General features: G+C 60.7%; 24 protein-coding genes. 4 read left to right on the forward strand and 20 right to left on the reverse strand.

Features of this window, described 5'->3' with window-relative positions; translation table 11 throughout:
• Positions 1-4 precede the first annotated feature (4 nt).
• From J4P02_RS02845 to J4P02_RS02890, 10 genes are all read right to left on the reverse strand, one after another.
• Positions 5-2,104, reverse strand: a complete 2,100-nt coding sequence (locus J4P02_RS02845) for an acetate--CoA ligase family protein (protein WP_426187554.1) — start codon at positions 2,102-2,104, stop codon at positions 5-7.
• 17 nt (positions 2,105-2,121) lie between these two features.
• Entirely contained in the window at positions 2,122-3,282 is a 1,161-nt protein-coding gene (locus tag J4P02_RS02850) for an acyl-CoA dehydrogenase family protein (protein WP_426187556.1), read from the reverse strand.
• A 95-nt stretch (positions 3,283-3,377) separates the two neighbouring features.
• Positions 3,378-4,169: an enoyl-CoA hydratase/isomerase family protein gene (locus J4P02_RS02855; protein WP_426187558.1), complete on the reverse strand. Its 792-nt coding sequence runs from the start codon at positions 4,167-4,169 to the stop codon at positions 3,378-3,380.
• Between the two features lie 318 nt (positions 4,170-4,487).
• The gene (locus J4P02_RS02860; protein WP_426187560.1) at positions 4,488-5,891 is read right to left on the reverse strand and encodes an amino acid permease; all 1,404 of its coding nucleotides are present in this window, start codon (positions 5,889-5,891) and stop codon (positions 4,488-4,490) included.
• A gap of 208 nt (positions 5,892-6,099) precedes the next feature.
• Positions 6,100-8,355, reverse strand: coding sequence for an ATP-binding protein (locus J4P02_RS02865; RefSeq protein ID WP_426187562.1), 2,256 nt, complete (start codon positions 8,353-8,355; stop codon positions 6,100-6,102).
• A complete protein-coding gene (locus J4P02_RS02870; RefSeq protein ID WP_426187723.1) occupies positions 8,352-9,092 on the reverse strand; it encodes a substrate-binding periplasmic protein in 741 nt (246 codons plus the stop codon). The genes J4P02_RS02865 and J4P02_RS02870 overlap by 4 nt, the downstream gene beginning before the upstream one ends.
• A gap of 58 nt (positions 9,093-9,150) precedes the next feature.
• Complete coding sequence (locus tag J4P02_RS02875) at positions 9,151-9,867, reverse strand: response regulator (RefSeq protein WP_426187564.1); 717 nt, start codon at positions 9,865-9,867, stop codon at positions 9,151-9,153.
• An 83-nt stretch (positions 9,868-9,950) separates the two neighbouring features.
• Positions 9,951-10,589, reverse strand: a complete 639-nt coding sequence (locus J4P02_RS02880; protein ID WP_426187566.1) for a TetR family transcriptional regulator C-terminal domain-containing protein — start codon at positions 10,587-10,589, stop codon at positions 9,951-9,953.
• Between the two features lie 88 nt (positions 10,590-10,677).
• Positions 10,678-11,475 carry a class II aldolase/adducin family protein gene (locus J4P02_RS02885; protein ID WP_426187568.1) on the reverse strand — a complete coding sequence of 266 codons (798 nt, stop codon included), beginning with the start codon at positions 11,473-11,475 and terminating at the stop codon, positions 10,678-10,680.
• 73 nt (positions 11,476-11,548) lie between these two features.
• A complete protein-coding gene (locus tag J4P02_RS02890; protein ID WP_426187570.1) occupies positions 11,549-12,610 on the reverse strand; it encodes an ABC transporter substrate-binding protein in 1,062 nt (353 codons plus the stop codon).
• A 214-nt stretch (positions 12,611-12,824) separates the two neighbouring features.
• On the opposite strand from J4P02_RS02890, the gene J4P02_RS02895 reads away from it, so the two are divergent.
• Both J4P02_RS02895 and J4P02_RS02900 read left to right on the forward strand, forming a co-directional pair.
• Positions 12,825-14,786, forward strand: a complete 1,962-nt coding sequence (locus J4P02_RS02895; RefSeq protein WP_426187572.1) for an FAD-dependent oxidoreductase — start codon at positions 12,825-12,827, stop codon at positions 14,784-14,786.
• A 73-nt stretch (positions 14,787-14,859) separates the two neighbouring features.
• Entirely contained in the window at positions 14,860-15,501 is a 642-nt protein-coding gene (locus J4P02_RS02900) for a cupin domain-containing protein (protein WP_426187574.1), read from the forward strand.
• A 15-nt stretch (positions 15,502-15,516) separates the two neighbouring features.
• On the opposite strand, the gene J4P02_RS02905 is transcribed toward J4P02_RS02900, so the two are convergent.
• From J4P02_RS02905 to J4P02_RS02920, 4 genes are all read right to left on the reverse strand, one after another.
• Positions 15,517-15,801 carry a hypothetical protein gene (locus J4P02_RS02905; RefSeq protein WP_426187576.1) on the reverse strand — a complete coding sequence of 95 codons (285 nt, stop codon included), beginning with the start codon at positions 15,799-15,801 and terminating at the stop codon, positions 15,517-15,519.
• A gap of 173 nt (positions 15,802-15,974) precedes the next feature.
• Positions 15,975-16,496 (reverse strand): hypothetical protein, encoded by a 522-nt coding sequence (locus tag J4P02_RS02910; protein ID WP_426187578.1) that lies wholly within the window; start codon positions 16,494-16,496, stop codon positions 15,975-15,977.
• 114 nt (positions 16,497-16,610) lie between these two features.
• Complete coding sequence (locus tag J4P02_RS02915; RefSeq protein ID WP_426187580.1) at positions 16,611-16,880, reverse strand: hypothetical protein; 270 nt, start codon at positions 16,878-16,880, stop codon at positions 16,611-16,613.
• Positions 16,881-16,912: 32 nt separating this feature from the next.
• The gene (locus tag J4P02_RS02920) at positions 16,913-18,427 is read right to left on the reverse strand and encodes a 2OG-Fe(II) oxygenase (RefSeq protein ID WP_426187582.1); all 1,515 of its coding nucleotides are present in this window, start codon (positions 18,425-18,427) and stop codon (positions 16,913-16,915) included.
• 106 nt (positions 18,428-18,533) lie between these two features.
• Here J4P02_RS02920 and J4P02_RS02925 point away from each other — a divergent pair, with 106 nt between their 5' ends.
• Positions 18,534-19,142 carry a TetR/AcrR family transcriptional regulator gene (locus J4P02_RS02925; RefSeq protein ID WP_426187584.1) on the forward strand — a complete coding sequence of 203 codons (609 nt, stop codon included), beginning with the start codon at positions 18,534-18,536 and terminating at the stop codon, positions 19,140-19,142.
• Positions 19,139-19,825, forward strand: a complete 687-nt coding sequence (locus J4P02_RS02930) for an HD domain-containing protein (RefSeq protein ID WP_426187586.1) — start codon at positions 19,139-19,141, stop codon at positions 19,823-19,825. Before J4P02_RS02925 ends, J4P02_RS02930 begins: the two co-directional genes overlap by 4 nt.
• A gap of 177 nt (positions 19,826-20,002) precedes the next feature.
• Here the strand turns inward: J4P02_RS02930 and J4P02_RS02935 are convergent, their stop codons facing one another.
• The 6 genes from J4P02_RS02935 to J4P02_RS02960 all read right to left on the reverse strand — a co-directional run bounded on the left by J4P02_RS02935 (position 20,003) and on the right by J4P02_RS02960 (position 25,278).
• The gene (locus J4P02_RS02935) at positions 20,003-20,935 is read right to left on the reverse strand and encodes a hypothetical protein (protein WP_426187588.1); all 933 of its coding nucleotides are present in this window, start codon (positions 20,933-20,935) and stop codon (positions 20,003-20,005) included.
• A 127-nt stretch (positions 20,936-21,062) separates the two neighbouring features.
• Entirely contained in the window at positions 21,063-21,344 is a 282-nt protein-coding gene (locus J4P02_RS02940) for a hypothetical protein (protein ID WP_426187590.1), read from the reverse strand.
• Entirely contained in the window at positions 21,341-21,514 is a 174-nt protein-coding gene (locus tag J4P02_RS02945) for a hypothetical protein (RefSeq protein ID WP_426187592.1), read from the reverse strand. Before J4P02_RS02945 ends, J4P02_RS02940 begins: the two co-directional genes overlap by 4 nt.
• A gap of 354 nt (positions 21,515-21,868) precedes the next feature.
• On the reverse strand, positions 21,869-23,002 hold the full coding sequence (locus J4P02_RS02950; protein WP_426187594.1) for a hypothetical protein: 1,134 nt from the start codon (positions 23,000-23,002) through the stop codon (positions 21,869-21,871).
• Positions 23,003-23,005: 3 nt separating this feature from the next.
• Positions 23,006-24,262 carry a hypothetical protein gene (locus J4P02_RS02955; RefSeq protein WP_426187596.1) on the reverse strand — a complete coding sequence of 419 codons (1,257 nt, stop codon included), beginning with the start codon at positions 24,260-24,262 and terminating at the stop codon, positions 23,006-23,008.
• Between the two features lie 188 nt (positions 24,263-24,450).
• The gene (locus tag J4P02_RS02960) at positions 24,451-25,278 is read right to left on the reverse strand and encodes a hypothetical protein (protein ID WP_426187598.1); all 828 of its coding nucleotides are present in this window, start codon (positions 25,276-25,278) and stop codon (positions 24,451-24,453) included.
• Positions 25,279-25,468 lie beyond the last annotated feature (190 nt).

The following is a 25,468-nucleotide window of genomic DNA, read 5'->3' on the forward strand; positions in this document are numbered from 1 at the left end:
CTCCTCAAGCCTGGCCAAGGCGGATCAGCGCATCGACCGCGACGGTGCTTTCAGCACCGACCAACAATGGGTTCACATCCAGCTCCAGCAAGTGCCCGGCGTGCTCGCACGCATAAGCCGCCACCGCGCCGATGGCCGCCACCAGGACCTCCAGGTTGGCTGCCGGACGCCCGCGAAAGCCCTGCAGCAAGGCTGCGCTGCGCAGGCTCAGCAGGGCCTGGCGAATCGCCCCTTCAGTGGTGGGCAACAGCAGGCTGCGGCTGTCCTTGAGCAGTTCCACCAGCACCCCGCCAGCACCGATCACCAGGGCCAGGCCGAAGTCGTTCTCGCGCTTGATGCCAACAATCAGCTCCGCCAGGGGCGGCGCGGCCATGGGCTCCAGCAACACCCGGTCAAAGGCCACGCCGGGCGCATGCTCGGCGATCCGCGTGCGCATCAGGCGCAGGGCCGCTTCCAGGGCTTCCGGGTGCTGCAGGTTGAGGGCCACGGCCCCGGCTTCGGTCTTGTGCGGCAACTGTGCGCTCAGCGCCTTGAGTACCAACGGATAACCCACCTCCGCGGCGGCGCCGAGGGCCTGTTCCGGAGTGCTCAAAACACCCTGCGGAATCGGCAAGCCAAAACTGCCCAGGGCCTGTTTCGATTGCCATTCATCCAGCAGCTCGGCCGGGCCTTCAAAGGCCTGCGGGCACAGCGGCACCAGCGCCGCTTCACCCAGTTCCAGCAGCGCCTGGCGTCGTCCTTGATAAGTGACTATCCGGCCCCAGGCCGCCAATCCCTCCTCCACCCCTTGCAGGGCCGGAATGCCCAGGGCATGCAGGCGTTCCCGAGCGGCGGCCGGCAGCAGCTCGGGAAAGGCCGAAGTGACAAAACCGCGCCGGCCATAACCTTGCAGCGCGGCGCAGAACAGCTCCAGCAACAGGTCGCACTCCTTGCGCTCACCAGTGAATTCGGCCGGGTAATCCAGCACCAGCATGGCCGCATCGGCCTCGCTGCCCAGGGCGGTATCGAGCATGGATTGCAGGGCCTGGGCATCGCCCCAGATGGCGGTGGTGAAATCCAGCGGGTTGACCAGGTTGGCGTAGCGCGGCAGTACCCGGGCCAGCTCGACGCACTGCCCGGCGTCCAGCGGCGGCAGGCTCAGGCCGTTGCCTTCGGCGTAGTCGGCGATCAACCCGGCATCGCCACCGGAACAGGCCAGGGCGAGCAGCCTCGGGCCGCTAGGCAACTGGCCGCAGGAGGCGGCTTTCAAGGTTTCGACAAAACTCACCGGGCCGCTGACGCGGATCACCCCCAGGCGCTGGAACAGTGCGTCGTACAAGGCATCGGAACCCGACAGCGAACTGGTATGACTCAAGGCCAGCTCGGTGCCGATCTGCGACACCCCGGTCTTCAGCGCGATGATCGGAATGCCCTTTTCCAGGGCCTTGTACGCCGCCCGGGCAAAGCCCGGCACATTCTTCAGGCCTTCCAGGTGCAGGCCGATGGCCGTGACCCGGGGCTCGTCCAGCAGCACGTCCATCAGCTCGGCGATGCCCAGCTGCGCCTGATTGCCCACCGAGGCCATATAGGCCACTGGCAGCGAGCGGTCGCTCATGGACAGGTTGTAGGCAAAGTTGCCGCTCTGGGTCAGCACCGCCACGCCGCGCTGCGCCGCCTTGCCACCGTGGGCTACCGGCCACAGCGCGGCGTTGTGTAGGTAGTCCAGCAGGCCGTAGCAGTTGGGGCCCAGCAGGGCCATGTCTCCCGCGGCCTTGAGCAGTTGCCGTTGCAGGGCCTGGCCCTCGGCGCCGGATTCGGCAAAACCCGAGGCATAGCAGATGGCCCCGCCAGCGCCCTTGGCCGCCAGCTCGGCCACGCAGCTTAAGGTCAGCTCGCGGTTGGTGGCGATAAACACCGCATCCGGGGCGCAGGGCAGTTGCTCGATACTGGCCACGCAGGGCACGCCTTCCAGCTCGGCATGCTGCGGGTTGACCAGCCACAGGGGCCCGGCAAAACCGCCTTGGGCACAACGCTTGAGGGCCCGGGCCATGCTGCGGCCGCCGACAAACGCCAGGTGCCGGGGCGCCAGTAGGCGCTTGAGGTTGTCACGCAGAGAAGCATTCATGGTCAATCTCCACAGGCTCAGCGCATCAGCGGGCGCAGCAGTTCACGGGAAATGATGTGGCGCTGGATCTCCGAGGTGCCTTCCCAGATGCGCTCGATCCGCGCATTGCGCCAGATGCGTTCCACCGGCCCTTCATCCATCAGGCCCATGCCGCCGTAGATCTGCACCGCCTCGTCGGCCACCCGGCCCAGCACTTCACTGGCGAACAGCTTGGCCATGCCGGCCTCGCCATCGGTCATGCTGCCCTGGTCCATCTTCCAGGCGGTGTGCAGGGTCAGCAGCTCGGCGGCGCGGATCTGCGTGGCCATGTCCGCCAGCTTGAACGACACCCCCTGGTAGCTGCCGATGGCCTGGCCGAACTGCTTGCGGTCGGCGGCCCATTGCAGGGAGGCATCCAGGGCGCGCTGGGCCTGGCCCACGCAGTTGGCGGCCACCATCACCCGCCCGGCGGTGAGCCAGGCATTGGCCACGTCCCAGCCCTTGCCCACCTCCCCCAGCACCTTGTTGGCCGGCACCCGGCAGTCGTCGAAAAACATCTCGAAGGTGTGGTAGCCGCGGTTGCTCACGCACTTGGGCCCACGGCGAATGGTCAGGCCTGGGGTGTCGCGGTCCACCAGGAAGGCGGTCACGGCGTTGCGCTGGCGACCATTGTGCTCATAGGTGCCGGTGACCGCGAACACGATGGCGAAATCCGCGTGCCCGGCATGGCTGATGAAATGCTTGCTGCCATTGAGCACGAAGTCGCTGCCATCACGCACCGCACGGGTCTTGATCGCATTGGCATCGGAGCCGGCCCCAGGTTCGGTCAAGGCGAAACAGTCGACCTTGCGCCCCTGCACGCAGGGCAGCAGGTAGTCGCCGATCTGCGAGCCGGTGCAGGCCATAAGGATTTTCGACGGCCGCGCAACGAACACATGCAGGGCCCAGGAACACTTGGCCAGCTCGCGTTCGATCAGCGCCTGGGACAGGTAGTCGAGACCGCCACCGCCCACCTCCTCGGGCATGTTGAAGGCATAGAAACCGGCGGCGATGGCCTTGCTGCGGATTTCCCCGGCCAGGTCGGCCGACACTTCATCGGCGCGATCCACCGCTTCTTCGTGGGGCAGCAACTCCTTGCTGACAAAACTGCGTACCGCGTCCACCAACATTTCTTGTTCTTGGCTGAGTTGGAAATTCATGGCGCTACCTGTGATTGAGTGACGGTGCAAAAGCTGCGGATCTTGCGTTTCTCGTAGGAGTCTTGGCTGGCAAACGGAACGCCGCCCGGCCGCGCCTACAGCCCGGTGAAATGGGGTGGACGTTTTTCCGTGGCGGCGCGCAGGGCTTCGGCGCCGTCGGCGCTGCGTCCACACAGCAGCCCGGCCGCCAGCTCGGCCTTGAGCTGCTGCGCCAGGCTGCGTTCAGCGCCTTCGCGCATCAGCCGCTTGGTCTGGGCGTAGGCGAAGGTCGGGCCTGTGGCCAGGCGTGCCGCCAGCTCCCCGGCCACGGCCAGCAATTGTTCGTCGGCGCAAACTTCACCCACCAACCCCGCTGCCAGGGCCCGTTCGGCGCTCCAGAGTTCATCGAGAAACAGCAGGCGCTTGGCCTGTTCGCTGCCGATCAGCCGTGGCAGGTGCCAGCTGGCGCCGGCATCCGGCGAGTAGGCCATGCTGGTGTAGCCGGCCTTGAAACGCGCCGATTGCCCGGCCAGGCGCAGGTCGCAGCACAGGCTCAGGTCCATGCCGGCGCCCACTGCGGTGCCGTTGATGGCGGCGATGGTGGGTTTGTCCAGGCTGTGCAGGCGGCTCATCAGGGCATGGGCGGTTTCGGTCCAGCCGTAGCTTTCCAGGGCGCCCCGGGCCTCGGCCGCGGCCCACTCCGCCAGGTCGGCGCCAGCGCAGAAACTGCGGCCGCTGCCGGTGAGCACCAGCACCCGCACCGCGGGGTCGGCGTTGCAGCGTTCGAGCTGTGCGTGCAGGGCTTGCAGGGTGGGGATGTCCAGGGCGTTGCGTTGCTCCGGACGGTTGAGGGTGATCCAGGCTACGCCGGCTTCGAGCCGAATCTGCAGGGATGATGAAGGGCTCATGTGCGTCCTCGAATTATTGTGTTTGGGATGAGGGAGTGGGGCCATACTAAACGAGTGTTCAACAAGGCGGCAATTGGCTGGAGCGGAGACTGAATGCAGCCTGAAAATTGATGTATCCCATTGTTTTTATTTGAAAATATTCGGAGGTTTGGACGTTGTTGCGAGAGGGCTGTTACAACTTCGAACAACCCTCGACAAAGCACCAAGGTGCAGCTACCGGCGTGTAGGAGCTGGCTTGCCAGCGAAGGCGTCCGCAAGAGCGGCACAAGGCTCAGGGGCCTCTTCGCCGGCAAGCCGGCTCCTACGTGCAGCTCGATGCTAGAGCGCCGTGGCGGGCTGCAATTGGCGTTTGCGCTGCATCAGGAAGTAGGCGCCATAGCACAGGGCAATAAAGCCCGAGCCCCAGTACAGGGAGGGGCGCTGGGTTTCATCCAGGGCCAGGAACACGAACAGCGAGCTGCACAGCACGATGCACAGCAGCGGCACCAGGGGGAACCAGGGGGCGCGGTACTTGAGCTGTTCGAGCTGGCCGCCCTCGGCCAGGAACTGGCGGCGGAAGCGGTATTGGGCCAGGGCAATGACGATCCAGGTCACGGTGCCGGCCATGCCGCTGACTGCCATCAGCACCATGAACAGGGTGTCGGCGGCGATAAAGCTGGTCATCAGCGAAATCAGGGCAAAGCACAGGGTCACCGCCAGGGCGCGCAGCGGTACGCCTTGCCGGCTCAGGGGCGACAGGGCCTTGGGCGCCATGCCGTTCTTCGACATGGCCCAGAGAATGCGCGTGGAGGCGTAGAGGCCGGAGTTGCCTACCGAGAGAATCGCCGTGAGGATCACGAAGTTCATCAGGTCGGCGGCGTAGGGAATGCCCACCATGTCGAACACCTGGACAAAGGGGCTTTCCACCAGCCCGGCCTGCTGCCAGGGAATGATCGCCGCCAGCACCATCACCGCCAGCACATAGAAGATCAGCACGCGGAACACCACATTGCGCACCGCCCGGGGAATGCTCTTCTCCGGCTGGTCAGTCTCCCCTGCCGCCACGCCCATGATCTCGCAACCCTGGAAGGCGTAGACCACGGTCATCATCACCGCGAACACCGCCGGCAAGCCGTTGGGGAACAGCGAGTCGCCCTTGAGGTTGTCGAACATCGGTGCCGGCACGCTGTTGGGCAGCGGGATGACGCCGAAGATCACCAGCGCACCCACCACGATAAAGCTGAGGATCGCCAGCACCTTGACCCCGGCGAACCAGTATTCGGCCTCGCCGAAGGCGCGGGTGGCCAGGGCGTTGATGCCGAACAGCAAGGCCACGAACAGCGCCGACCAGTACCAGATCGGCACCGCGGGAAACCAGCGCTGCATCAGCATGCCGGCGGCGGTGAATTCCAGGCCCACGGTGGTGGCCCAGCTCATCCAGTACACCCAGCCGATCATGAAACCGGTGGCCGGACCTATGTATTTCGTGGCGTGGGCCTGGAACGAGCCGGACACCGGCATCTGCACCGACAGCTCGCCGAGGCAGACCATCACCAGGTACATCAGGAACCCGGCTACCAAGTAGGACAGGATCGCGCCCCAGGGGCCGCCCTGGTTGATGGTTACCCCGGAACCCATAAATAGCCCGGTGCCGATCACGCCGCCCAGGGACAGCATGAAGATATGCCGGCTCTTCAAGGAGCGGGTCAGTTGAATGCCTTTACGTTCAGTACGGGTGGTCATGGCGCACCTCAGCAGTCAGTGAGGCGCAGGGCGCGGGAAGATCGGGTGGTGCGGGAGGCGGAAGCGGCTTGCAGGCAGTTCATTATTATTATCTCCAATAAGCTTCGAGGGCCGCGGCGAGCGCGGCTTCAGCGATTATTGGAAAGCCATGTAAGGTGGGTTTGACGCAAAAGATCGAAGATGTAAAAAGTCGTAAGGATTTTGTCGCTCAAGCCCCCAGCAACTCCTCCAGCAAGGCCCGGGACGCTTGCCAGGCCTGCTCCACGGTCGGCGTCAGGTTGCCCAGCGCCCCGCGATCCTGGGCCTGGGCCGCGCTTTCCAGTTGCCGCAAGGCCTGGGCCAGGGCGCAGAAGCCCATGGAATCGGCGCTGCCGGCCAGGCGATGGGCCAGGTGGAAGATTTCCGTGCAGTCTTCGGCGGCCAGGGCCTCGGCCAATAGGGGTTGCTGCTGGTCCAGTGAGTGGGCCAGCACCTGCAGCAGGCCCTGCAACTTCTGCGGCCCCAGCAGGCTGCGATGGGTGGCCAGCAACTCATTGTCGAGGAGCGCGGCGGTGCTGTCCGCGGGCTCTGGCTGCAGTTGCCCGGCCAGCACCTGACGCAATTTGTCGAGCTGCAGGGGCTTGCCGAGAATGCCCTGCATGCCGGCCTCCAGGTAACCGCGCACCAGGGACGGCTGCACGCTGGCGGTCAGGGCGAAGATCCGCACCTGGCGGTTGGGCCCGGGCTGGCGACGGATTTCCCGGCACAGCTCGACCCCACTGATACCCGGCAAGTGCACATCCAGCAGCAACAGGTCGAAGCCCTGCTGCCGGCACAGTTCCAGGGCGCTTTCACCGTCCGGCGCCAGCCACACCTGATGGCCGTCACGCTCCAGCAGGCCGCGCGCCACCTCGCGGTTGAGCGGCACATCTTCCACCACCAGCACCTTGAGCCCCACCGGCGATGGCAAGCGCGCGGGCGTCGAGGGCTGCTCGCGGCCAATGCCCAGGGCCAGCTCGAACCAGAAGCAACTGCCCTGCCCCAGCTCGCTGTCGACGCCGATGCGACCGTCCAGCTGTTGCAGCAGGTGCTTGCAGATCGCCAACCCCAGGCCGGTGCCGCCATAGCGCCGGCTGACCTCGTCGCTGGCCTGGACGAAACGCTCGAAGATCTTCTCGCGCATCGACTCGGCAATACCGATGCCGTTGTCGCGCACGCAGCAGCGCAGTTGCTGGCCGGGGCCCATACCCGGCAACACCTGCACCTCGACCCGCACCCAGCCGCCCTCGGTAAAACGAATGGCATTGGCCAGCAGGTTGCTCAGCACCTGGCGCAGGTACTGCTCGGCGCCGTGCTGCAGCGGGGCCAGTTGCGGGTCCACCTGCAGTTCCAGCGCAGTGCCATGTTCCAGCGCCCGGGGGCTCAACAGGGTGGTGACTTCCTGCAGCAGCTGGCGCAGGGAAAAGTCCCGGGCTTCAGGGCGGCTTTGGCCCTCTTCGAGGCGGGCGAAGGCCAGCACTTCATTGAGAATCGTCAGCAAGCCTTCGCCGGCCTTGTGCAGGGCCTGCAGGCGCTGCCGGTCCTGGCGGCCCAGAGGCGCGTCGCGCAGCAGTTCGGCCATGCCCAGGATGCCGTTGAGCGGGGTGCGCAGTTCATGGCTCATGGTGGCCAGGAAACGCGACTTGGCGCGGTTGGCGGCCTCGGCTTCGTCCTTGGCCCGCAGCAGGCTGGCGGTGCGCCGCTGGACCCTTTTCTGCAGTTCGTCGCGGTTGTCCTGCAGGGCCAGGCGGTCCTGCTCGCGGCGCTGGATATCGGCGAGGATGGCGCGGCGCATCTCGTCCAGGGCCCGGGCCACGGTGTCGATCTCATCGCCCTCGCCCCCCTGGCGCTTGTCCAGGTGCAGCGGCTCGTGCCAATCACCGCCAGCCACGCGCCGGGCAAACGCCGCCAGCACTTCCAGGTGCCGAGTCACCAGCCGATGGAACAGCCCGGACAGGGCCAGGGCCAGGCCGCAGAGAAACACCCCCATCCACAGCAGGCTGGTGAGCCCGGTGGCATACAGGCGCCGATACACCGCCCCCAGGTCGGTGCTGACTTGCAGCTCGCCCAGCTCCCGCCGTGGCCCCGACGGCGGCTGATAGCCCAGGGGGAAACGCTCCACCCGCAGCGGGCCGATCAGCGTGGCGCTGCCCTGCTGCAAGTCGAAATCACTGCTGACCAGGTGCACCCGGGCCACATCGGAAAAGTCCACCAGGCCCTGCAATTGCACGGTCAGTTGCTCCTGGTTGAGGTCCCAGAGGTTGCGCTCCAGGCTGCCCAGGTAGCCGGCGCGGATCAGCTCCATGCGGCTGTCGATATCGCGCATTTCCCGGCGGTATTCGAAGTACAGCTGCACCGCGCTGGCGATCAGGGTGAAGCACAGGCTGAACAACAGGATGAACAGCAGCAGGCGTCGCAGCAGGCCACCGGGGTGCAGGCGCATCATGGCGCAGCCGCCGCTTGCGCCTTGAGCATGGCGCGGTAGTCGGCCTGGCTCTGCTCCAGCCAGCGCTGGATGGCGCCGCTGTCGTTCAACTGTTGCAGGCGTGCATCGATCTCGGCCATGCGCGGGGCCAGCGGCGATTGGCGCGACAGGGCCAGGCGCAGGTAGTCGACGCTCACCGCCTGGGGCAAGGCGACTATGTCCTGGGCACCGGGCAAGCGCTCGATAAACAGCTGCCCGGTGCGGCGCTCATGGGGAATGAAATCGATGCGCTGGCGGATCAGCTTGCCGAAATTCTGCTGGCTGCTGGACACCCACTCGATATTGCCGTGCTGCACCACCTCGCGGTCGAAGTCCTGGCCGTAGCTTTCGCCGAACAGCAGCCCGCCACGGTAGGCGGTGAGGTCTTGCAACTGGAGGAAGTGCGGCGGCCGGCGGCGATTGACGAACAGTGCCACCTCTTCACGCAGCACCGGCACCCGGGAGAACAGCAGGTCCTGCTGGCGCTGGCCGGTGCTGTAGGCCAGCACCACATCCACCCGGCCGGCGGCAGCGTCCAGCAGGCAGCGCTTCCAGTTGCCCAGCACCACGATCTGCACCTCATAACCCAGCCCTTCCAGCACCTGGCGCACCAGGGTCGGCGCCAGGCCGCGCACCTGCTGGCCATCGCTCCAGGAAATCGGCGGGTACACCGGGTAATCGCAATAGCGCGCCAGCGGCCGGGCCCAGGCCGGGGCCATCAGCAGCAACAGGCCCAGACCCAGACCCAGACCCAGACCCAGGGCACGGTGGCGCAATTCAGGCGGCCACGCTGGCGGTGAACAGGTAACCGGCGCCGTGGATGGTGATGATCAGCTCCGGCTCGGCGGGGTCGTCGTGCAGCTTGCGTCGCAGGCGGCCCACCAGCACATCGATGGAGCGGTCGTTGGGCACCCATTCGCGGTTGCGGATCTGGTCCATCAACTGGTCGCGGCTCAGGGTATGGCCACTGTTGCGCAGGAACACGCTCAGCAGCTGGTATTCGCCGTGGGTCAACAGGGTTTCGCCGCCCCGGGCGTCGATCAGCCGGCGGCGGTCGGTGTCCAGGGCCCAGGCGGCGAACTGCTTGACCGAACTTGGGCTCACCGCCGCCGGTTGCGGCTGGCGCGCATGGCGCACGCGACGGATCAGGTTCTTGGCCCGGGACACCAGTTCGCGAGGGTTGAGGGGCTTGATCACATAGTCGTCGGCGCCGCATTCCAGGCCGACGATGCGGTCGATGTCGTCATTGCGCCCGGTGATCAGGATGATCCCCACCTCCGAGCGCACCCGCAGCTCGCGGGTCAGGGTCAGGCCGTCCTTGCCCGGCAGGCGGATATCCAGCATCAGCAGGTCCACCGTGTGCTCGCCGAGAAAGGCCTCGGCCTGCTCCGCGGTGGCGGCGCAATGCACTTCATAACCTTCTTGCGAGAGGTAAGCCTGGAGCAATTCGCGAATCAGCGGATCGTCGTCGACGATCAAAACCCGAGGAGTCATCGCCTGTGTTCCTGATTATTTTTATTAGAGAGATCACTTACAACGCAGCAGCCTAGCCATTACTGAACAACCGATCAACAGCCCTATGTCGGCCTGATGAAACCGCGCCCCTGGCTGGCCAGTAGCCCCTCGACCCAGGCTTCACAGATCTGCACCCCCTGCTGGGGGCTGAAGGTGCCGGGGTTGAGCCCGGATTCCAGCCACAGGCCGTCGAGCAAGGCGCTGAGGCTGATGGCCGCGAGGTCAGCGTCGAACCCGGCCCAGCCCTGGTCGCCCGCCAGTTGGCCCAGCAGCCCGGCCAGTTCGTTGCGGTACTCGGCGTAGGAATGTTCATGGGCGAGGTTGATTGCCTCGGCGGTTTTCACCGCGCCCCAGAACGCCAGCCAGGCATCCAGCAGCCTGGGGTCCAACAGCTCGGCGCAGAACGAGGCACGAAAGAACGCCGACAGCCGTTGCCGCGGATCGGGCGCGGCCTGGGCCATGGCCTCGCGCAGCAGGTTCATCACCCGAGTGGTGATGGCGCGGTAGGCTTCGGCCACCAGCTGGTCCTTGCCGGCATAGTGATGGCTGATCAGCCCCACCGAGACCCCGGCCTCGGCGCTGATCTTGCGGATCGAGGCGCCCTGGAAGCCGTGGCGCTTGAGGCAGACCAGGGTCGCCTCGATCAGCTCGGCCTTGCGCAGGTCGGGTTCGAGGCGGGAAAAGCGCGCTTCCTGGCTCATGGGCAGGTTCCTTGGGCAGTGGCCGGAGGGCGAAAACTGAACGACTGTACAGCAGGCCGCCCACGCTGATCCAGCCCTGCCCTCGGGCTCATTCGCGGTAGTCGGGCGCCACCCGGTCCAGCAGGCGCAACAGCGCGCCCCAGGCCAGCTGCATGGCGTCCGGGTCGTTCAGCTCGCCTTCCTGCAAGGGCCGGCCCGGGTCGTTGAACTGGCGTTCGGTATGGGCGCAGACCGCCGCCGGGGGCAGCACAATCTCCCCCGCCGCCTGGGCCGCCAGCTGGATTTCGCAGGCCTTCTCCAGGTAGTACATGCGCAGGAACGCCTGGCTCACGGTCTCGCCCACGGTGAGCAGGCCGTGGTTGCGTAGCATCAGCACGCTGTGGTTGCCCAGGTCGGCCACCAGCCGCTGCTGTTCGGCCAGGTCCAGGGCCACCCCTTCATAGTCGTGGTAGGCCACGCGGCCATAGAACTCCATGGAAATCTGGTTTACCGGCAGCAGCCCGCACTTCAGCGCCGCCACCGCGCAACCGGCCTTGGTGTGGGTGTGCAGCACGCACTGGGCATCTTCCCGGGCGCCGTGGATGGCGCTGTGGATCACGAAACCCGCGGGGTTGACCAGGTAGGGCGAAGGCTCCACGGCCTGGCCGTGAAGGTCGATCTTCACCAGGTTGGAGGCGGTGATTTCGTCGAACATCAGGCCGTAGGGGTTGATCAGGAAATGGTGCTCGGGGCCCGGTAGGCGCACCGAGATATGGGTGAAGATCAGGTCGGTCATGCGAAAGTGCGCGATCAGCCGGTAGCAGGCCGCCAACTCTTCGCGCAGGCGCTGTTCGCTGGCGTCGCGCACCGGGGCGCTGGGGGCGGAGCTGGGAGCGGTCTTGTTCATTATTGGTTTTCTCCAGGCAGGTGGGCCGGGCAACAATAGGGCCGGACGTCGGGCGACGTCCAGCCCGTCTGGGCTACTTGCTGGCCCAGGCGTTGAAGCGCTCTTCCAGCTCCTCGCCATGGTCGACCCAGAACTCCACGTTCATCGCCAGGGCGCCCTTGAGGTTCTGTTCCGAGGTGGGCACCCACTGTGCCAGGGCCGGGTCGAGCTGGGCCGCGGCCTGGGTATTGGTGGGGCCGTAGGGGATCTGCTGCACGTACTTGACCTGGGCCTCGGGGCGGTTGGCATAGGCGATGAAGCGCTTGGCCTGGTCCACGTGTTTCGAGCCCTTGATGATCGCCCAGTAGTCCATGCCGTACAGGCTGCCGGGCCAGACCACCGCCAGCGGCGCACCGCCCTGGGCCGCGGCGGCGATGCGCCCGCTGTAGGTCGAGGTCATCACCACATCGCCGGCGGTCAGCCATTGCGCCGGCTGGGCCCCGGCTTCCCACCACTGGATATAGGGCTTGAGCTCGCCGAGCTTGGCAAAGGCCCGGTCCACGCCTTCGGGGGTGGCCAGCACCTTGTACACATCCTCGACCTTGACCCCATCGGCCAGCAGGGCGAACTCCAGGTTGTACACCGCGCGCTTGCGCAGGCCGCGCTTGCCGGGGAACTGCTTGACGTTCCAGAAATCCGCCCAGGACGCGGGGGCCTGGGCCAGCTTGTTGCGGTCGTAGGCAATCGCCACGCTCCACACCAGCACCGCCGAACCGCAAGGCTGGGCGGCATCGGCAATCAGCTGCTCGGCACGGCCCAGGGCTTTCCAGTCGAGGCGCTCGTACATGCCTTCGTCGCAACCGCGCATCAGGTCCGGGCCTTCGATCTGCACCAGGTCCCAGTCGACATTGCCGGTGTCCACCATGACCTTGATCCGCGCCATCTCGCCGTTGTACTCGCTCTGCATGAGCTTGCTGCCATCGGCCTGGCTGAAGGGTTGGAACAACGCCACATCCTGGGCTTTCTGGCCGGCTCCGCCGTAGCCCACGACCACCATGTCGGGGGCGGCCTGGGCGCTGCCCTGCCCCAGGGTCAGCCCCGTGGCCAGGCTCAGGGCCAGGAAAGAACGAACACACTTGCAAGAGAGCGCTTTCATCGCTGGTTCCTCGTCGCGGTGCCACGCCGCACGCGGCGGCATGGCCCTTTTTTATTGTTGTGAGGTGGGCCCCGGAAACGGGCACGGATCGAAGCTACTGCAAGCACCAGTAAAAAAACAAGTTGATTTTTTACTACAGGTAAATTTGTATAGGCTCATAATAACAACGCCGCGGCCCTGCCCCATTCCGCCGGCCAGCCTGGAGCCCCGCCCCATGACGACCCTCGCGCCCGCCTTTCCCCACCTGTTCGAGCCGTTGCAGATCCGCGGCAAACGCCTGAAGAACCGCATCATGTCCAGCGGCCACGACACCTCGATGCCCACCGACAACCAGGTCAACGAACAGTTGATTGCCTATCACCGGGCCCGGGCCGAAGGCGGTGTCGGCCTGATCGTGCTGCAGGTGGCCGGGGTGCATGACAGTGCGCGCTACACCAGCCATGTGCTGATGGCCACCGACGACAGCTGCATCGACGGCTACCGGCGCCTGGCCGACACCTGCCACGCCCACGGCACTGTGGTGCTGTCGCAGATCTTCCACCCCGGGCGGGAAATCATGGAGTCGGCCGATGGCCTGCTGGCGGTGGCCTACGCGCCGTCGGCGGTGCCCAACGAGCGCTTCCGGGTGATGCCCCGGGCCCTGGACCAGGCGATGATCGAGGAGATCATCCAGGGCTATGCCGACGCCGCCCGGCGCCTGCATCAGGCCGGGCTGGACGGTGTGGAGCTGGTGGCCAGCCACGGCTACCTGCCGGCGCAGTTCCTCAACCCGCGGGTCAACCGTCGCACTGACGGCTACAACGGCGAGCTGCAGCAGCGCCTGCGTTTTATCCGCGAAGTGCTCGACGCCATGCGCGCCAGCACCGATGCCGAGTTCATCATCGGCCTGCGCATTTCCGCCGATGAGCGTGACCCCGAAGGCCTGACCGAGGACGAATCCCTGGCGGCGGTGCAACACCTGCAAGGGCAGCTGGACTACGTACATATAGTGGCCGGCACCTCGGCTTCCCTCGGCGGCGCGGTGCACATCGTACCGCCCATGGCGGTGGAAGCGGCCTACCTGGCCCGCGAGGCCGGCAGCTTCAAGGCCGGGCTGAGCATTCCGCTGTTCGTCACCGGGCGCATCAACCAGCCCCAGGAAGCCGAGGCGATCATCGCCCGGGGCCAGGCCGATGTGTGCGGCATGACCCGGGCGCTGATCTGCGACCCGCAAATGCCCAACAAGAGCGACAGCGGCCGTGTCGAGGATGTGCGCGCCTGCATCGCCTGCAACCAGGCGTGCATCGGCCACTTCCACAAGGGCCTGCCGATTTCCTGCATCCAGCACCCGGAAACCGGCCGCGAACTGATCTACGGCCAACCCCGGGCCATTGCCCGGCGCCAGCGGATCATGGTGGTGGGCGGCGGCCCGGCCGGGATGAAAGCCGCCGCCGTCGCCGCCCAGCGCGGGCACCAGGTGACCCTCTACGAAGCCGGCAGCCAGCTCGGCGGCCAGGTACTGCTGGCGCAGCTGCTGCCCCGGCGCAGCGAGTTCGGCGGCGCCAGCACCAACCTGCAACGGGAGATGCAGTTGGCGGGCGTTGAGGTGCTGCGCAACACCCGGGTCGACCGCGCCCTGGTCGAGCGGGAAAAACCCGATCAGGTGATCATCGCCACCGGCGCCCAGCCCTACTGGCCGAACTTCGAGCGCGGCGGCGAGCTGCAAGTGGTGGACGCCTGGCAAGTACTGCGCGATGAAGTGCAACTGGGCCGCAGCGTGGTGGTGGTCGATTGGCGCTGCGACTGGATCGGCCCCGGCATCGCCGAGCGCCTGGTGCGCGCCGGGCACCAGGTGCAACTGGCGGTCAATGGCACCCACTGCGGCGAAAGCCTGCCGCTGTATGTGCGCGACCAACTGGCCGGGGAGCTGCACAAGCTGGCGATTCCGATCATTCCCTACGCCCGCCTCTACGGCTGCGACGACAGCACGGTCTACCTGCAACACACGGCCAGCGGCGAACCCATGCTGCTGGAAAACGTCGACAGCCTGGTGCTGTGCCAGGGCCATCAAGCGGTGGACGACCTGGGCGAGCAACTCCAGGGCCTGGTGCCATTCCAGCGCATCGGCGACTGCCTGGCGCCGCGCACCGTGGAAGAAGCCATCCATGAAGGCTTGAAAGTCGCCTGGGCGCTTTGAGGCTGTTTTATACTCCAGGGCTTTTGCAGGCGGGGCGCTCGGATGCGCCCGCCTTCCCGGCCTGGAGCCCGCCATGAACAACCGCAGCAAGACGCCGCCCACCGCCCCGTCGCCCGAGGCCCGGTCCGTCACCGACAGCGAGGCCCTGGGCGCCCCCGGCGGCCCGCAGTTTCTCGGCACGCGCATTCGTGGCCTGCGCAAACGCCGCGGCCTGACCCTGAGTGAACTGGCCAAGCAGAGCGAACTCACCGCCGGCTACATCAGCCAGCTGGAACGCAACCTGGCCTACCCCTCCATCCCCGCCCTGTTCAATATCGCCCGTAGCCTGGGGGTGACCATCCAATGGTTCTTCGCCAGCGAAACCCAGACCGCACCGGAAGACCAAGGCTATGTGGTGCGCAAGAAACAGCGGCTGCAGGTCAACTATGAAAACGGCATCGTCGACCAACTGCTGACCCCGCAGCCGACCCGCCAGCTGGAGTTTTTGCACTCACGCTTTCCCCCGGGCACCTACAGCAAGGAGAGCTACAGCCACGAGGGCGAGGAAGCCGGGTATGTGCTGTCGGGGTGCTTCGAGCTGTGGGTGGGGGAACGCTATTTTCAGCTGAGCGAGGGCGATAGCTTTAGTTTTTCCAGCCAGGAGCCGCACAAGTATGGGAATCCTGGGGAGGAGGATGCGGTGGTGTTGTGGGTGATTACGCCGCCGACGTTTTGAGGGGGCTTGAGTGACTTACTGGATATCGCGGGCGGGGAAATAGAACTGTTGCCGCAACCATTCGCTGAACTGGATCTCGCTCAGCGGAGCACCTTGCTCACCCATCTCATTCCAAGTGCGGTTAACCATGCGTTCCCAGTCTCGGGCAGTTTCCATTAGCGGCGCCGCTGCTCTCCAGAAATGACCGGCCTCCAATGTCGCCCTTACCCGACCGTTCAACTCAGCGAGGGTGCCGACTCCCGCTAGATAGCGCCGAGCGGCTTCAAGCATTTTTCTGAACTCGATGATTGCAACGGCCATGTTTGATTTCTTAAACAGAGGGTTTAGTTATACAGACTTCAGAATGATGTCGAGTTCGAGAAACACTGGGCTAAGAAACACCCGCAGGGCGACTTAGCTAATGGTGTCAACTGGTTGACCTCACAGTAGAAAGCCGCTCCTCACCAAGGGCCGCGGTCAACCCGGAGCTGCCATTAAATGAAACTAACGTAGCGGGTTTCGAGGTCCGGACTTACTGGCGGTAGTGTATTAATCAATACGACAGCATCGTCGCCTTGGTTAAGGTAGATCAAAGAGTCATTGGTCTCGAACGTAACTCTGAATCCGGCCAACCAGGGCTCTTGCCCGTTGAAGGAGTCAAGAATCCCCTCAACTGCGCAAATTCTTGTGTTCTCGAGGCGGGTTGCTGATAAACCTGCAAGCAGATTCTCCCTCTTCCAGGAGCAGGTCTGGTTCGGCTCTATCTCGAAGGAATCTGGCGTATCAGATGGCAGTAAGTCCGCTCCTACTCTCTCGCCATCACTCAGAAGATACATGGACAAAACTTCTCGATCGCCAAAACGCCACTCTAGAGAGCCTATGTCTCTCAGGTCCCTCTCCTCATTGAAATAATACTGGTTGTGCAGCAGCAAGCTCAGTCGCTTTCCCAAAAGCGTGCGTGCGTTCTGCAGGTCCTGTGCAGCTCTTGTTGGGGACGGGGAGTAGCGGCCAGACATCAGGCACCTCATGTAGATGGGAGATAGAGGCAGATATTATGCAAACGCCTTTAGATTCGCTTCTGGCTTAACGGAAGCAGATACCGCGGGACGGGAAAATAACACCGAGCTGTTTCATATAGGCTCCAAATATTCCATGCGAACCTCTCCGCCGGTGTAGGGGCCGTCATCACTGTAATCCATCGTCGGCTCGTCAAATTTGATCCAAATACTGGTAATAATTCGGTCTTTTCCAGCAATGGTTCGCTGAGTACCCGTGAGCTCCACCTCACCCGCCATGGCTTCGTTTATAAACTCTGGAGGTAAGGAAACCACCCCAACTGCGCCATTCGGCCACCACAAGTGGGGCTTGATTTTTACCCTGTCACCGTCTTTAAACTTCATTTGTTTCCTTCCCTGTTGCCGACCTCAAAGCGCTAGGCCTTGGCGCCCTGCATGATTATCCGGCCATCATATCCGCAGCTGATCCAACCACCGCCGCCCATTGGCAGAACATCGGTTGCAAAGTTCTCATGTTGCCCAATCACAACACTCTGGCGTGATCGCAGATCCCACCGTCGAACCAATCCATCCTCGCCACAAGTCAGCAGCACCTGCCTGGCTTCAAATCGCACACGCCGAACCGGGCCGTAGTGGGCGTCAAGGCTATCCAGGTGCTTCAGTGTCGGGTCGATGGCCAACAGATGCACCCTGCCGTCGATATCGCCCGCGGCCAGGATGATGCCCGCCTCGCTATCGACCCAAGTCGCCAGCGTCCGCAGCGGCCGGCCCAGATCGATCACCTGAGTACAGCGCCAGCCCTCGGGCTGCCACAGCTTGACCCTGCCATCCTCCGATGCGCTGGCGAAACCACCGTCAGCCAAAGGCGCGAGCGCCCAGACCCAGCAGTCGTGGGCCTGAACACTATCCGCGGCACCTGTCTCCAGGTTCCACAGCGTCACACTGCCGTCAGCGGTCCCGGTCACCAGGCGGCCACAGCTTAATTTTGCCGAGGACAGCACGGCCGAATCCGCTGTGCCGAGTACTTTGGATTTCCCACTCGCCAAGCACCAATGGCGAATCGTACGGTCCCGCGAGTGGGAAACCAGCTCGCCCGGCGCAGATTCCACCAGCCCCAGGATCGACTGTGTATGCCCCTCAAGCTGCCCCAGCCCGCTGCCCTGGCGATCCCAAAGCCGGATGCTGGCGTCACGCCCGGCACTGGCAAAACCCCTGTCACCCAGGTCGGCCAGGGCCCAGAGGTAACCGCGGTGGCCCGGCTGGAAGGGCCCCTCGGCTTGTGGGCAATGCTCAGGCTCGTACATCAGATCACTGCGCATCACGTATTTTTGCCCGGACTCCACCATGGCGCCGGCGTGCCAGAGCCGGTGGTCGAACAGGATCAGGCTGCCCTGGCGCGGGCGTAGGCTGAGGGTAACGCCCTGGTTCGCCATGGCCGCGGAGCGCTCCTCGAAGAACAGCGTCTCGCCGCCGCTGAAGGCATGGTCATTCAGGTAAATCATAAAGGTCAGGCGCGACTCGCTGCCCTGGCGATGGTGCACCCCGTCCTGATGGGCACGAAACTGGCTGCCGGGCCGGTAGCGACAAAAGCGCAGCCGCTCATTGATGCCGACCCGGCGCCAGCCGTCCTCATCGAGCACAGTACCCAGCTCCGGCAACCGCGAGGCGCAGTGGGTCAAGCGCTCGAACAGTCGCTGGGCCAGGGCCGGGTCGTCGGCGACGATCCGGTCATTGTCGCGGTAGGAAGACGGATAGTCGGGCCCGGCGCTGACGAACCCACAGTTCTCCGTTGCCTCTATCAGGGCCTGGCACTCGCTGGCCGAGAGAAAGCCGTGGACCAGCACACAGCGCACCGAGTCACCCAACGGCAGCTCGACCGAGGCCGAGGGTACAGCGGCGCTTGCCAGCAGCAGTTCAGCGAAGGAATTCATCGCACTCTCCAAAGTTGGTTTCACAACCAATATTGCGAAAGCTAGGGTGCCGCAAGATCAATGTCAATGCTAAGCTGGTTGTGTGACCAATATTGGAAATACGCACATGGCACGGCGCTCGAACACCGATGAAAGACGCAGCCAGATCGTGGCGGCACTCCAGGCCGTGATGGCCAACACCGGCTACCCGGGCGCCACCATCGCGGCCATCGCCCGGCACGCCGACCTTACCCCTGGCCTGGTGCACTACCACTTCCGCGACAAGCGCGAAATCCTGGTGGCCCTGGTGGATGCCCTGGCCGGCTACGCCCAGCAGCGCTACGAATCCCGGGCCGCCTCGGCCGCAACCGCCGAGCAACGGCTTGAGGCCTATATCACCGCCCACCTGGGCTACGGCGAGGATGCGCAGCCCGATGCGGTCGCAGCCTGGGTGATGATTGGCGAGCAAGCAGCGCACGACCCTGATGTACGCGAGGTGTACCAGGCGGCGCTGGCGGCGCAGATGAAACTGCTGAAAAAACTGCTGCGCCAGCGCCTCGCCGAACGCGGCCGCCGCGCCCGGGGGCTCGACTCATTGGTGGCGGGCATCAGCTGCTTTATCCAGGGCGCCTTCACCCTCTCCACCAGCGCTCGACCGCTGCTGCCAACAGCCTTCGCCGCACCGACCCTGATCGCCTGGGTGGAGCGCTATATGGATGCGGAGCAAGCGCTATGACCGAACAGACAGCAGCCAGCAACCTATTCCACGCCAGGGAGCCAGACGACCTCGGCCCCCTTGAAGCGGTGAGTTTTGCCGCCTGGGCTCGGCTCTGGACGGAGCTTGGGGCCACAGCCCCGTCGCGAGAAACCTACGAACAACTAATCCGACACTACGACGAGCCCCACCGCGTCTACCATAACCGCCAGCATCTGGCCGAATGCCTGCAAGTGCGCCGCCAGCTCAACACCACCTGCCAGGCCCCTGCCGAAATCGACCTTGCACTCTGGTTCCACGACGCCATCTACGACCCCCTGCGCAGCGACAACGAACTGCGCAGCGCACAGTGGTTGGACCAGGTGGCTAGTGATAGCGGCCTTGCGGAAGAAGTACGACGCAGGCTTTACGAGCTGATCATGGTGACCCGACACGCCAGCGCCCCGACGTCGGTGGATGAAGCAGTGCTGGTGGATACGGATCTGGCGATTCTTGGGGCATCTATTGAGCGGTTTGAGGAGTATGACCGGCAAGTTCGCCGGGAGTATCAATATGTTCCGTTGTCGGTGTATCGCCTGAAGCGACGCCAGGTACTGGAGGGGTTTCTGGGTCGTGGGCGCATCTATACCAGTGCGCCTTACTTCGAGGCATTTGAGCGGCAGGCGCGGGAGAATCTTGGGCGTGCTATTGGCAGGCTTGACTGAGAATTGGGTTCGCGTGGCAGCGAGGAGAGACTACCTTTCTCGGTGTCTGAGCATAACGACAAGACCCCTAATTCGCTGCTGAGTCTTGGGAGCAGATGTCCTTTTCAAATGACAGGAATCGGCCAAAAGCAGTTGTCCCATGTCTAAAAATCAGGGGCAATTCATTCTGACAAAAGATCAAATGCCAAAGAACATTTTTCGATCTTCACTCTTGTGCAAGTTATGCTTTGCGACGTGATAAAATTTTGGCTCAATCTTATCTGAAAACAACATGAAAGGTAGTTCATCTATGCAGATTTCAGCTACAACGGCGCCAAAATCCTTATCATAGCAATCTTGAAGAATTTTTAGATTAGTAGACGGAAAGCTGTCCTTAAATTCCTTATTAAATTCTGGATAAAAATATCTAATTAGCGCTGCTTCATACAGAGAAATTTTTTCCGCCTCTGTAGTATTTTGCGCTTTATCCAATCCTTGTTTTATCCGTGCTTCACCGCTATCACCATTTTTAGCAAATGGGTTCATAATTGTAATAAGTTGATTGCTAGGCTGAATGGAAAGTAATAGCAGAGTCAGTTTGTATCCTAATGGAACTCCCTTTAGCGCTATTTTTTGCAGGGTTTCATGTTTAAGAAGTCGATCAATGGCGTTTCTTGAGCCGTCTTGACCGTATGCTTGGCCAATATACTTTACGTCGAAAGTAACAGCTTTAAATTCATTGCTTAAACGAGCTTGTACATGCTCCATATCAGGCCAAAACCTTTCTCCGCTCGCATCCTCCAGGAAGTTATAACCGTCCTCCACCTTATAGATTAAACCAGGTATTGAGTACGTTACGGTGTATTCTTTGCTTAATACATTCAGTTGTATATTAAGTTCATCTCCCGTTTGGCTTGCACCAGTGAAATCCACAATTGGTGTGTATCCGATGCAGTAAATGTGACACGTTTCAATGACGCTCATCATAGATTGCAAAATGGCTTTGTCGTAAATAGCTTCAGCAGGCATAGTGCAATAACTGTAGGCATACATACTTATGGCATGCTCGACATCATTCAAAGCACGACCAAATACATGATGTTTTGAGGGCGACTCGGGGCTTTCGGTCAACTTCCTACTCCTTGCGTCAAATTTATAAAGCTTAGTGCCGCCAGCGAAAAAACTGTAAGGCTTTACACGACCTCGATTTTTGTATGGCTAGGGAATATTGGTAAATACCATAAAGACACCAACAAACTTACTTCAGCTTAGACTTCAAAAGTGCTTTCATGGTTTTTTTAGCACGCGCTATAAATTGCTCTTCAGTTTCAGCTTCGGCAGGCTCACCGATATCATTACTTAGCTGTGACAAAAATTCTTTATTGCTTACAAGCTCCACAACTTCCCCAGCAAACTCGCCAGCCTTCGTTTTGCCCAACGTTGCAATAGCTGCTGACCCTACCGAAAACTCCACATCTGTCAGTGCATTAGCCAATACCTGAGTACTGGCTTTAGTAACCAAGTAGTCTTTTGTACTCATGCGTCACCTTGCTCCTTACTTGAACCGCCTTTTGATGATCTATATTGCTGGCGAAATAGATCGCTGAAAACATCTACAATCGAATCTATGATTTTTTCTTTTGTTTCGTCAGGCAGCTTTGACCAAGTTTCGAATAAAGACAAGAAAATACTTACGATTTTTGCCCACATTGAATTACATCCTTATAAATATAATGATAGCGATCGTCTCACTATGTCGGCATTTTCGATCTTTACTTTAGCCAGCTAGCTAACTCTGACTGTTCAAATGTCTGAGAGGTCGCTTCTGGCCGTCTGCTGCCTCTCTTGATCGGCGGCTTTCGGCCAAAAGCGGACGTTCATGTAGCTGTACCTCAACACCGTGGCATGTTAGCTCGCCGCTACCGAACTTGTTCGCCGGCTCGTCAAAATCAATATTCAATTCATTAGAAGGGTCCGGTATCGGTCGTCAGGCAAGCTGGGCATAAGAAAACATGTTTGGGGAGCATTGCTGTCCGTGCGAACAGACAATGCTCCAGCTTTCAGTTAATAAAGATTTTCAAAAAGTGAGCCTGTCGCATTAGCCTCGGTACTTTTCGGAGCCTCCTGTATCTGTGCAGAGCCTCCAATCCAAGAATCCGCAAATGCTGAGCGCTCCAGCCCTGCGAAATCCAGTAGCACCCCGAGGAAGGATTTCTCCTCCAATTTTAGTTGGTCGAACCCTCGTGGCTTTATCCTAAATCCTTCGGATTCTAATGAGCGTGCTAATTGAAATAGCGAAACGCCTTTCATCTGCGTCAACACATGATCCGTGATCACTTCGGCAGGGATATTTTGGAGGTCTGTACGTATCGAGTTAAGCATTGATTGCGAAACTGCCCGGCCATTCGGTGTATAGCGTTCAATCAGAGCAGCAGCAACTCGAACCTTTTCAAGTCCAGAGCCTTCCTCTTCATCGCCGAATCTAATGATGTTGGAGATGGTTTTTCGTCTGTCTTCTGCTGATTTAAAGAAAACTTTTGCAAGACAGAAATCTAATGTCAGCGCAATTATTGATGCAGCAATATATGCTAGTCGCAGCGCTGTCTCGGCTGCAGGACTACTGGGGTGACTGGACGCTAATAAACGTGAAAAGGCAATGAAGTGATCTAGCGATCTGTTCACCGTCCCTGGGCCAAATTCATCAATTAACCCAGCCTTTAGGTCTTGGTAGCCAGTTTGAAATTCTTTGCTCCTACGGCCCTTATCTATCGATTTTATTAACTTGTCGAGATCTTCTTCGCTGAGTCTTTCTGGAAATATAATTTTTTCACTTTCCGACATTCGCTTGAGATCCGCGCCATCAAGGATCGATATTCCAAGGCGCGTTGCAACGTCCTTAATTACAGACCTGCAATCAGTCGTGGCGACGTGTGCCCCATCAACCTGGAGTAATTCAAGCAAGCCCTTAGTCCACAATACGCGCTCGATAGCTTTGGGCTTCAGCTTTGACTTCGCGTCCACGATCTGACGTCTGCGAGAAGAACCATTTGATTGCTCATAGATCCATATGTCGACATCTGTTAAGTCGTCGCCATCGAGTTGTAGTGGCACACCGCGGACTGCGTACATTCCCGCTCGAAGAAAGTAAGCTCGAAGAAGCTCCTCTAGTACGTAGCCCTTATCTCCAGTCTTGGCCATTTATCAGATTCCTCTCTTGCTCCGAAGTGTACTCAGGATATCATGAGTATGGCGCTTGCTCGGTTGTGATTGTCTTTTTCTTGTTTGCTCGCGTGCGTACTCTGGCCCTTGATAATTAGTCATAGGAGCGCTTGGGGGCGTATTTATTGCTTCCGCATTTGCATTCCCGCGCTTGAGAACTTGAAGGGCAAGCTCACCAACTTCTTTTTTTAGCAGTTTCATGCGGAACATACCAGAACTAGCGGGGAACAATTGGATGACTCGGTTCTGCTCCAAAACGCGATAGTCTGCGCCGATTGCAGAAGCGGGGCCAATAGTCCGGCCCGCAATCAGAGCGTCCAAGATCCAGTCGAAACTAAGAATCCGCCCTTGTGAGGCTGGGCGTAGTTGCATTCCATATGATAAGGCAGACACGAGGGCTTTTGCCATGTCGAAAGTGTCGTCGATCAATGGGCTTACATATTTGTGGAAAGCACCAGGTAGCGTCACAAAAGCGTGATCACCTCGCTCGTTAGAAACTGTGTTTACTTCTAGAACGCCAGCCGCCTTGAGTTTCTCAAAAAGTGGTACTCCAAGCTCCCTTTCGCAATTGTCAGCGTAAATGCAGCCTACGCCTTTAAGTTTCTCTGTTATTGATAGAAAACTACTTTGCTCTGCTGTTGAAAGAGAGGAGAGTACTCTGGCGGATTTGCTTACTGAGTCCTTTTTGAATAGGTTTCCATTAAATAGCAAAATATTCGAAGGGTCATCGCCCTCTTGATCTATGAAGCCAATCTCAGTGGAGCGCCGTATGAAATCATCAACGTCAGATGACTTCATTCTGTAACTGTCGCCAACGAACTCTTTGGCAATGATGAGCGAGACTGGAGCTTGAGACGCCATTTCCCCAATAGCAATCGCTGCATGCTCATGCATACCCGGTTGAGCATCTTTGAAAATGTCGGCTGCATGTGACAAAACTGCGCGGGTCGTCACACCTATAACTTGAATTTCATCCCCGCCGGTATCAATCAAACGCTTAGCCTTGAGGAGCTCTAGGTAGTGCGGAAGCTCAACCCGAGGGTTCAGGCCGGTAGCCATAGCGATTGCGGCAACCTCCTGCTTCCCAAGATTGGATTCGTTAGTTTCTCCGAGCCGCATTAAAAGCTGTGCAGCCTTTCCGGCTTCGTCTAGAACTGAATACTCTGCCGGTGCTGCAGTATCCGAAGCAATTTTCCTAGAGTGGTGAATAATCCACGCGCCAGTTGTCTCTTTATCCAAGCTCAAATCCATCTGCTGCCCCCGTTAGGTCCTTGATGAGCTGCTTTGCACTGGAGGTCTCTCCAGCGCTCCAAGCACGCAGGTTACCTGATTTTTAATGTCTGGCCACGACAACGCCATCTTTCCAGTGCGGACACTACGCGCAGCGAATCTACAATGTTTTGAAGCTCCTCGCTTCACGACGTCGATCAGCTAGCTGAAGGGATTTCATGCCTGTTAATATCTGATTCAACTGGCAGCTTTATCCACGCCTCGATCTCCGTAACGAATTGCACAAGCCGCTGAGCCAAGCCATCTGCATAGAACGTCAAGCCTTGCCTGTAAGCAACATACAAGTCATTGCTATCATTCATTCCCTTACTAGGGGTTCCAAAGACATGCTCGGGCTCAAAGCAGCCATCCATTCCAACAGGCTCCTTGCCGAATTGCTCATGGATTAATCGGGCTCTGTCAGACAGTTGCAGCCACTGAAGAGCATGCTCTGGAGAAAGGCTTGCAGCTATTGGGAGAGCTAAGCGGATGTCTTGGATTCGTGAATTCACACACCCCAGCATCACCCTGAGCCGAGCAAAATCTTGAACGCTGAATTTCCGCCTCTCACGCTTTCTTTGTAGCTCGTCAATCAGTTTTTTTGTGCTCTGGGATTCAAGCAGCGCCAGATCATTATGGCTAATAAGATCTTCGTGGCCGAACGTCCTGATATTCACATACGAGTCCACTACAGATGCCAGAATGTAATTCAAGGCGCGCAGTGAATTTTTTTCCCGGTGATGCCTCGGAAAAATTTCAATGAAGATGTAGAAGATGTAAGCCGCAGCGATACCGGTCATAAGGTCGCCGACGATGTCCTCGAAGGCTTTGGACTGGAGAGCTGAAATCAAGTATGCCCAGTTAGGTGATGCCATGAAGGTAGGGACGGGAAACTTAATCTTCACCATCAAGAGAAAGGTGAAGCTTGCCAAAAAACCATAAAACAGCTTCCTTTCCCAGCGATCTTTCCACCACCACTTGAGCATTCCTTCCTCCAGAAAGGGGCCCGCAGGGCCCAGTTGCACAAACTGACATCATAAAGCTTGCCCAGCCTAGTCAGCCAGCTGAGCTTCCCAGCACTTGATGTGTTCCAAGAGTTGGTCCAGGAACCGGCTTTCGTCTCCGAAGAAAGCGGAGGATGGCTCATGAATGGCAAATCGGTTTGAGTTAGCGTTC

Source organism: Pseudomonas sp. NFXW11 (assembly GCF_049887815.1).
Taxonomy (GTDB): Bacteria; Pseudomonadota; Gammaproteobacteria; order Pseudomonadales; family Pseudomonadaceae; genus Aquipseudomonas.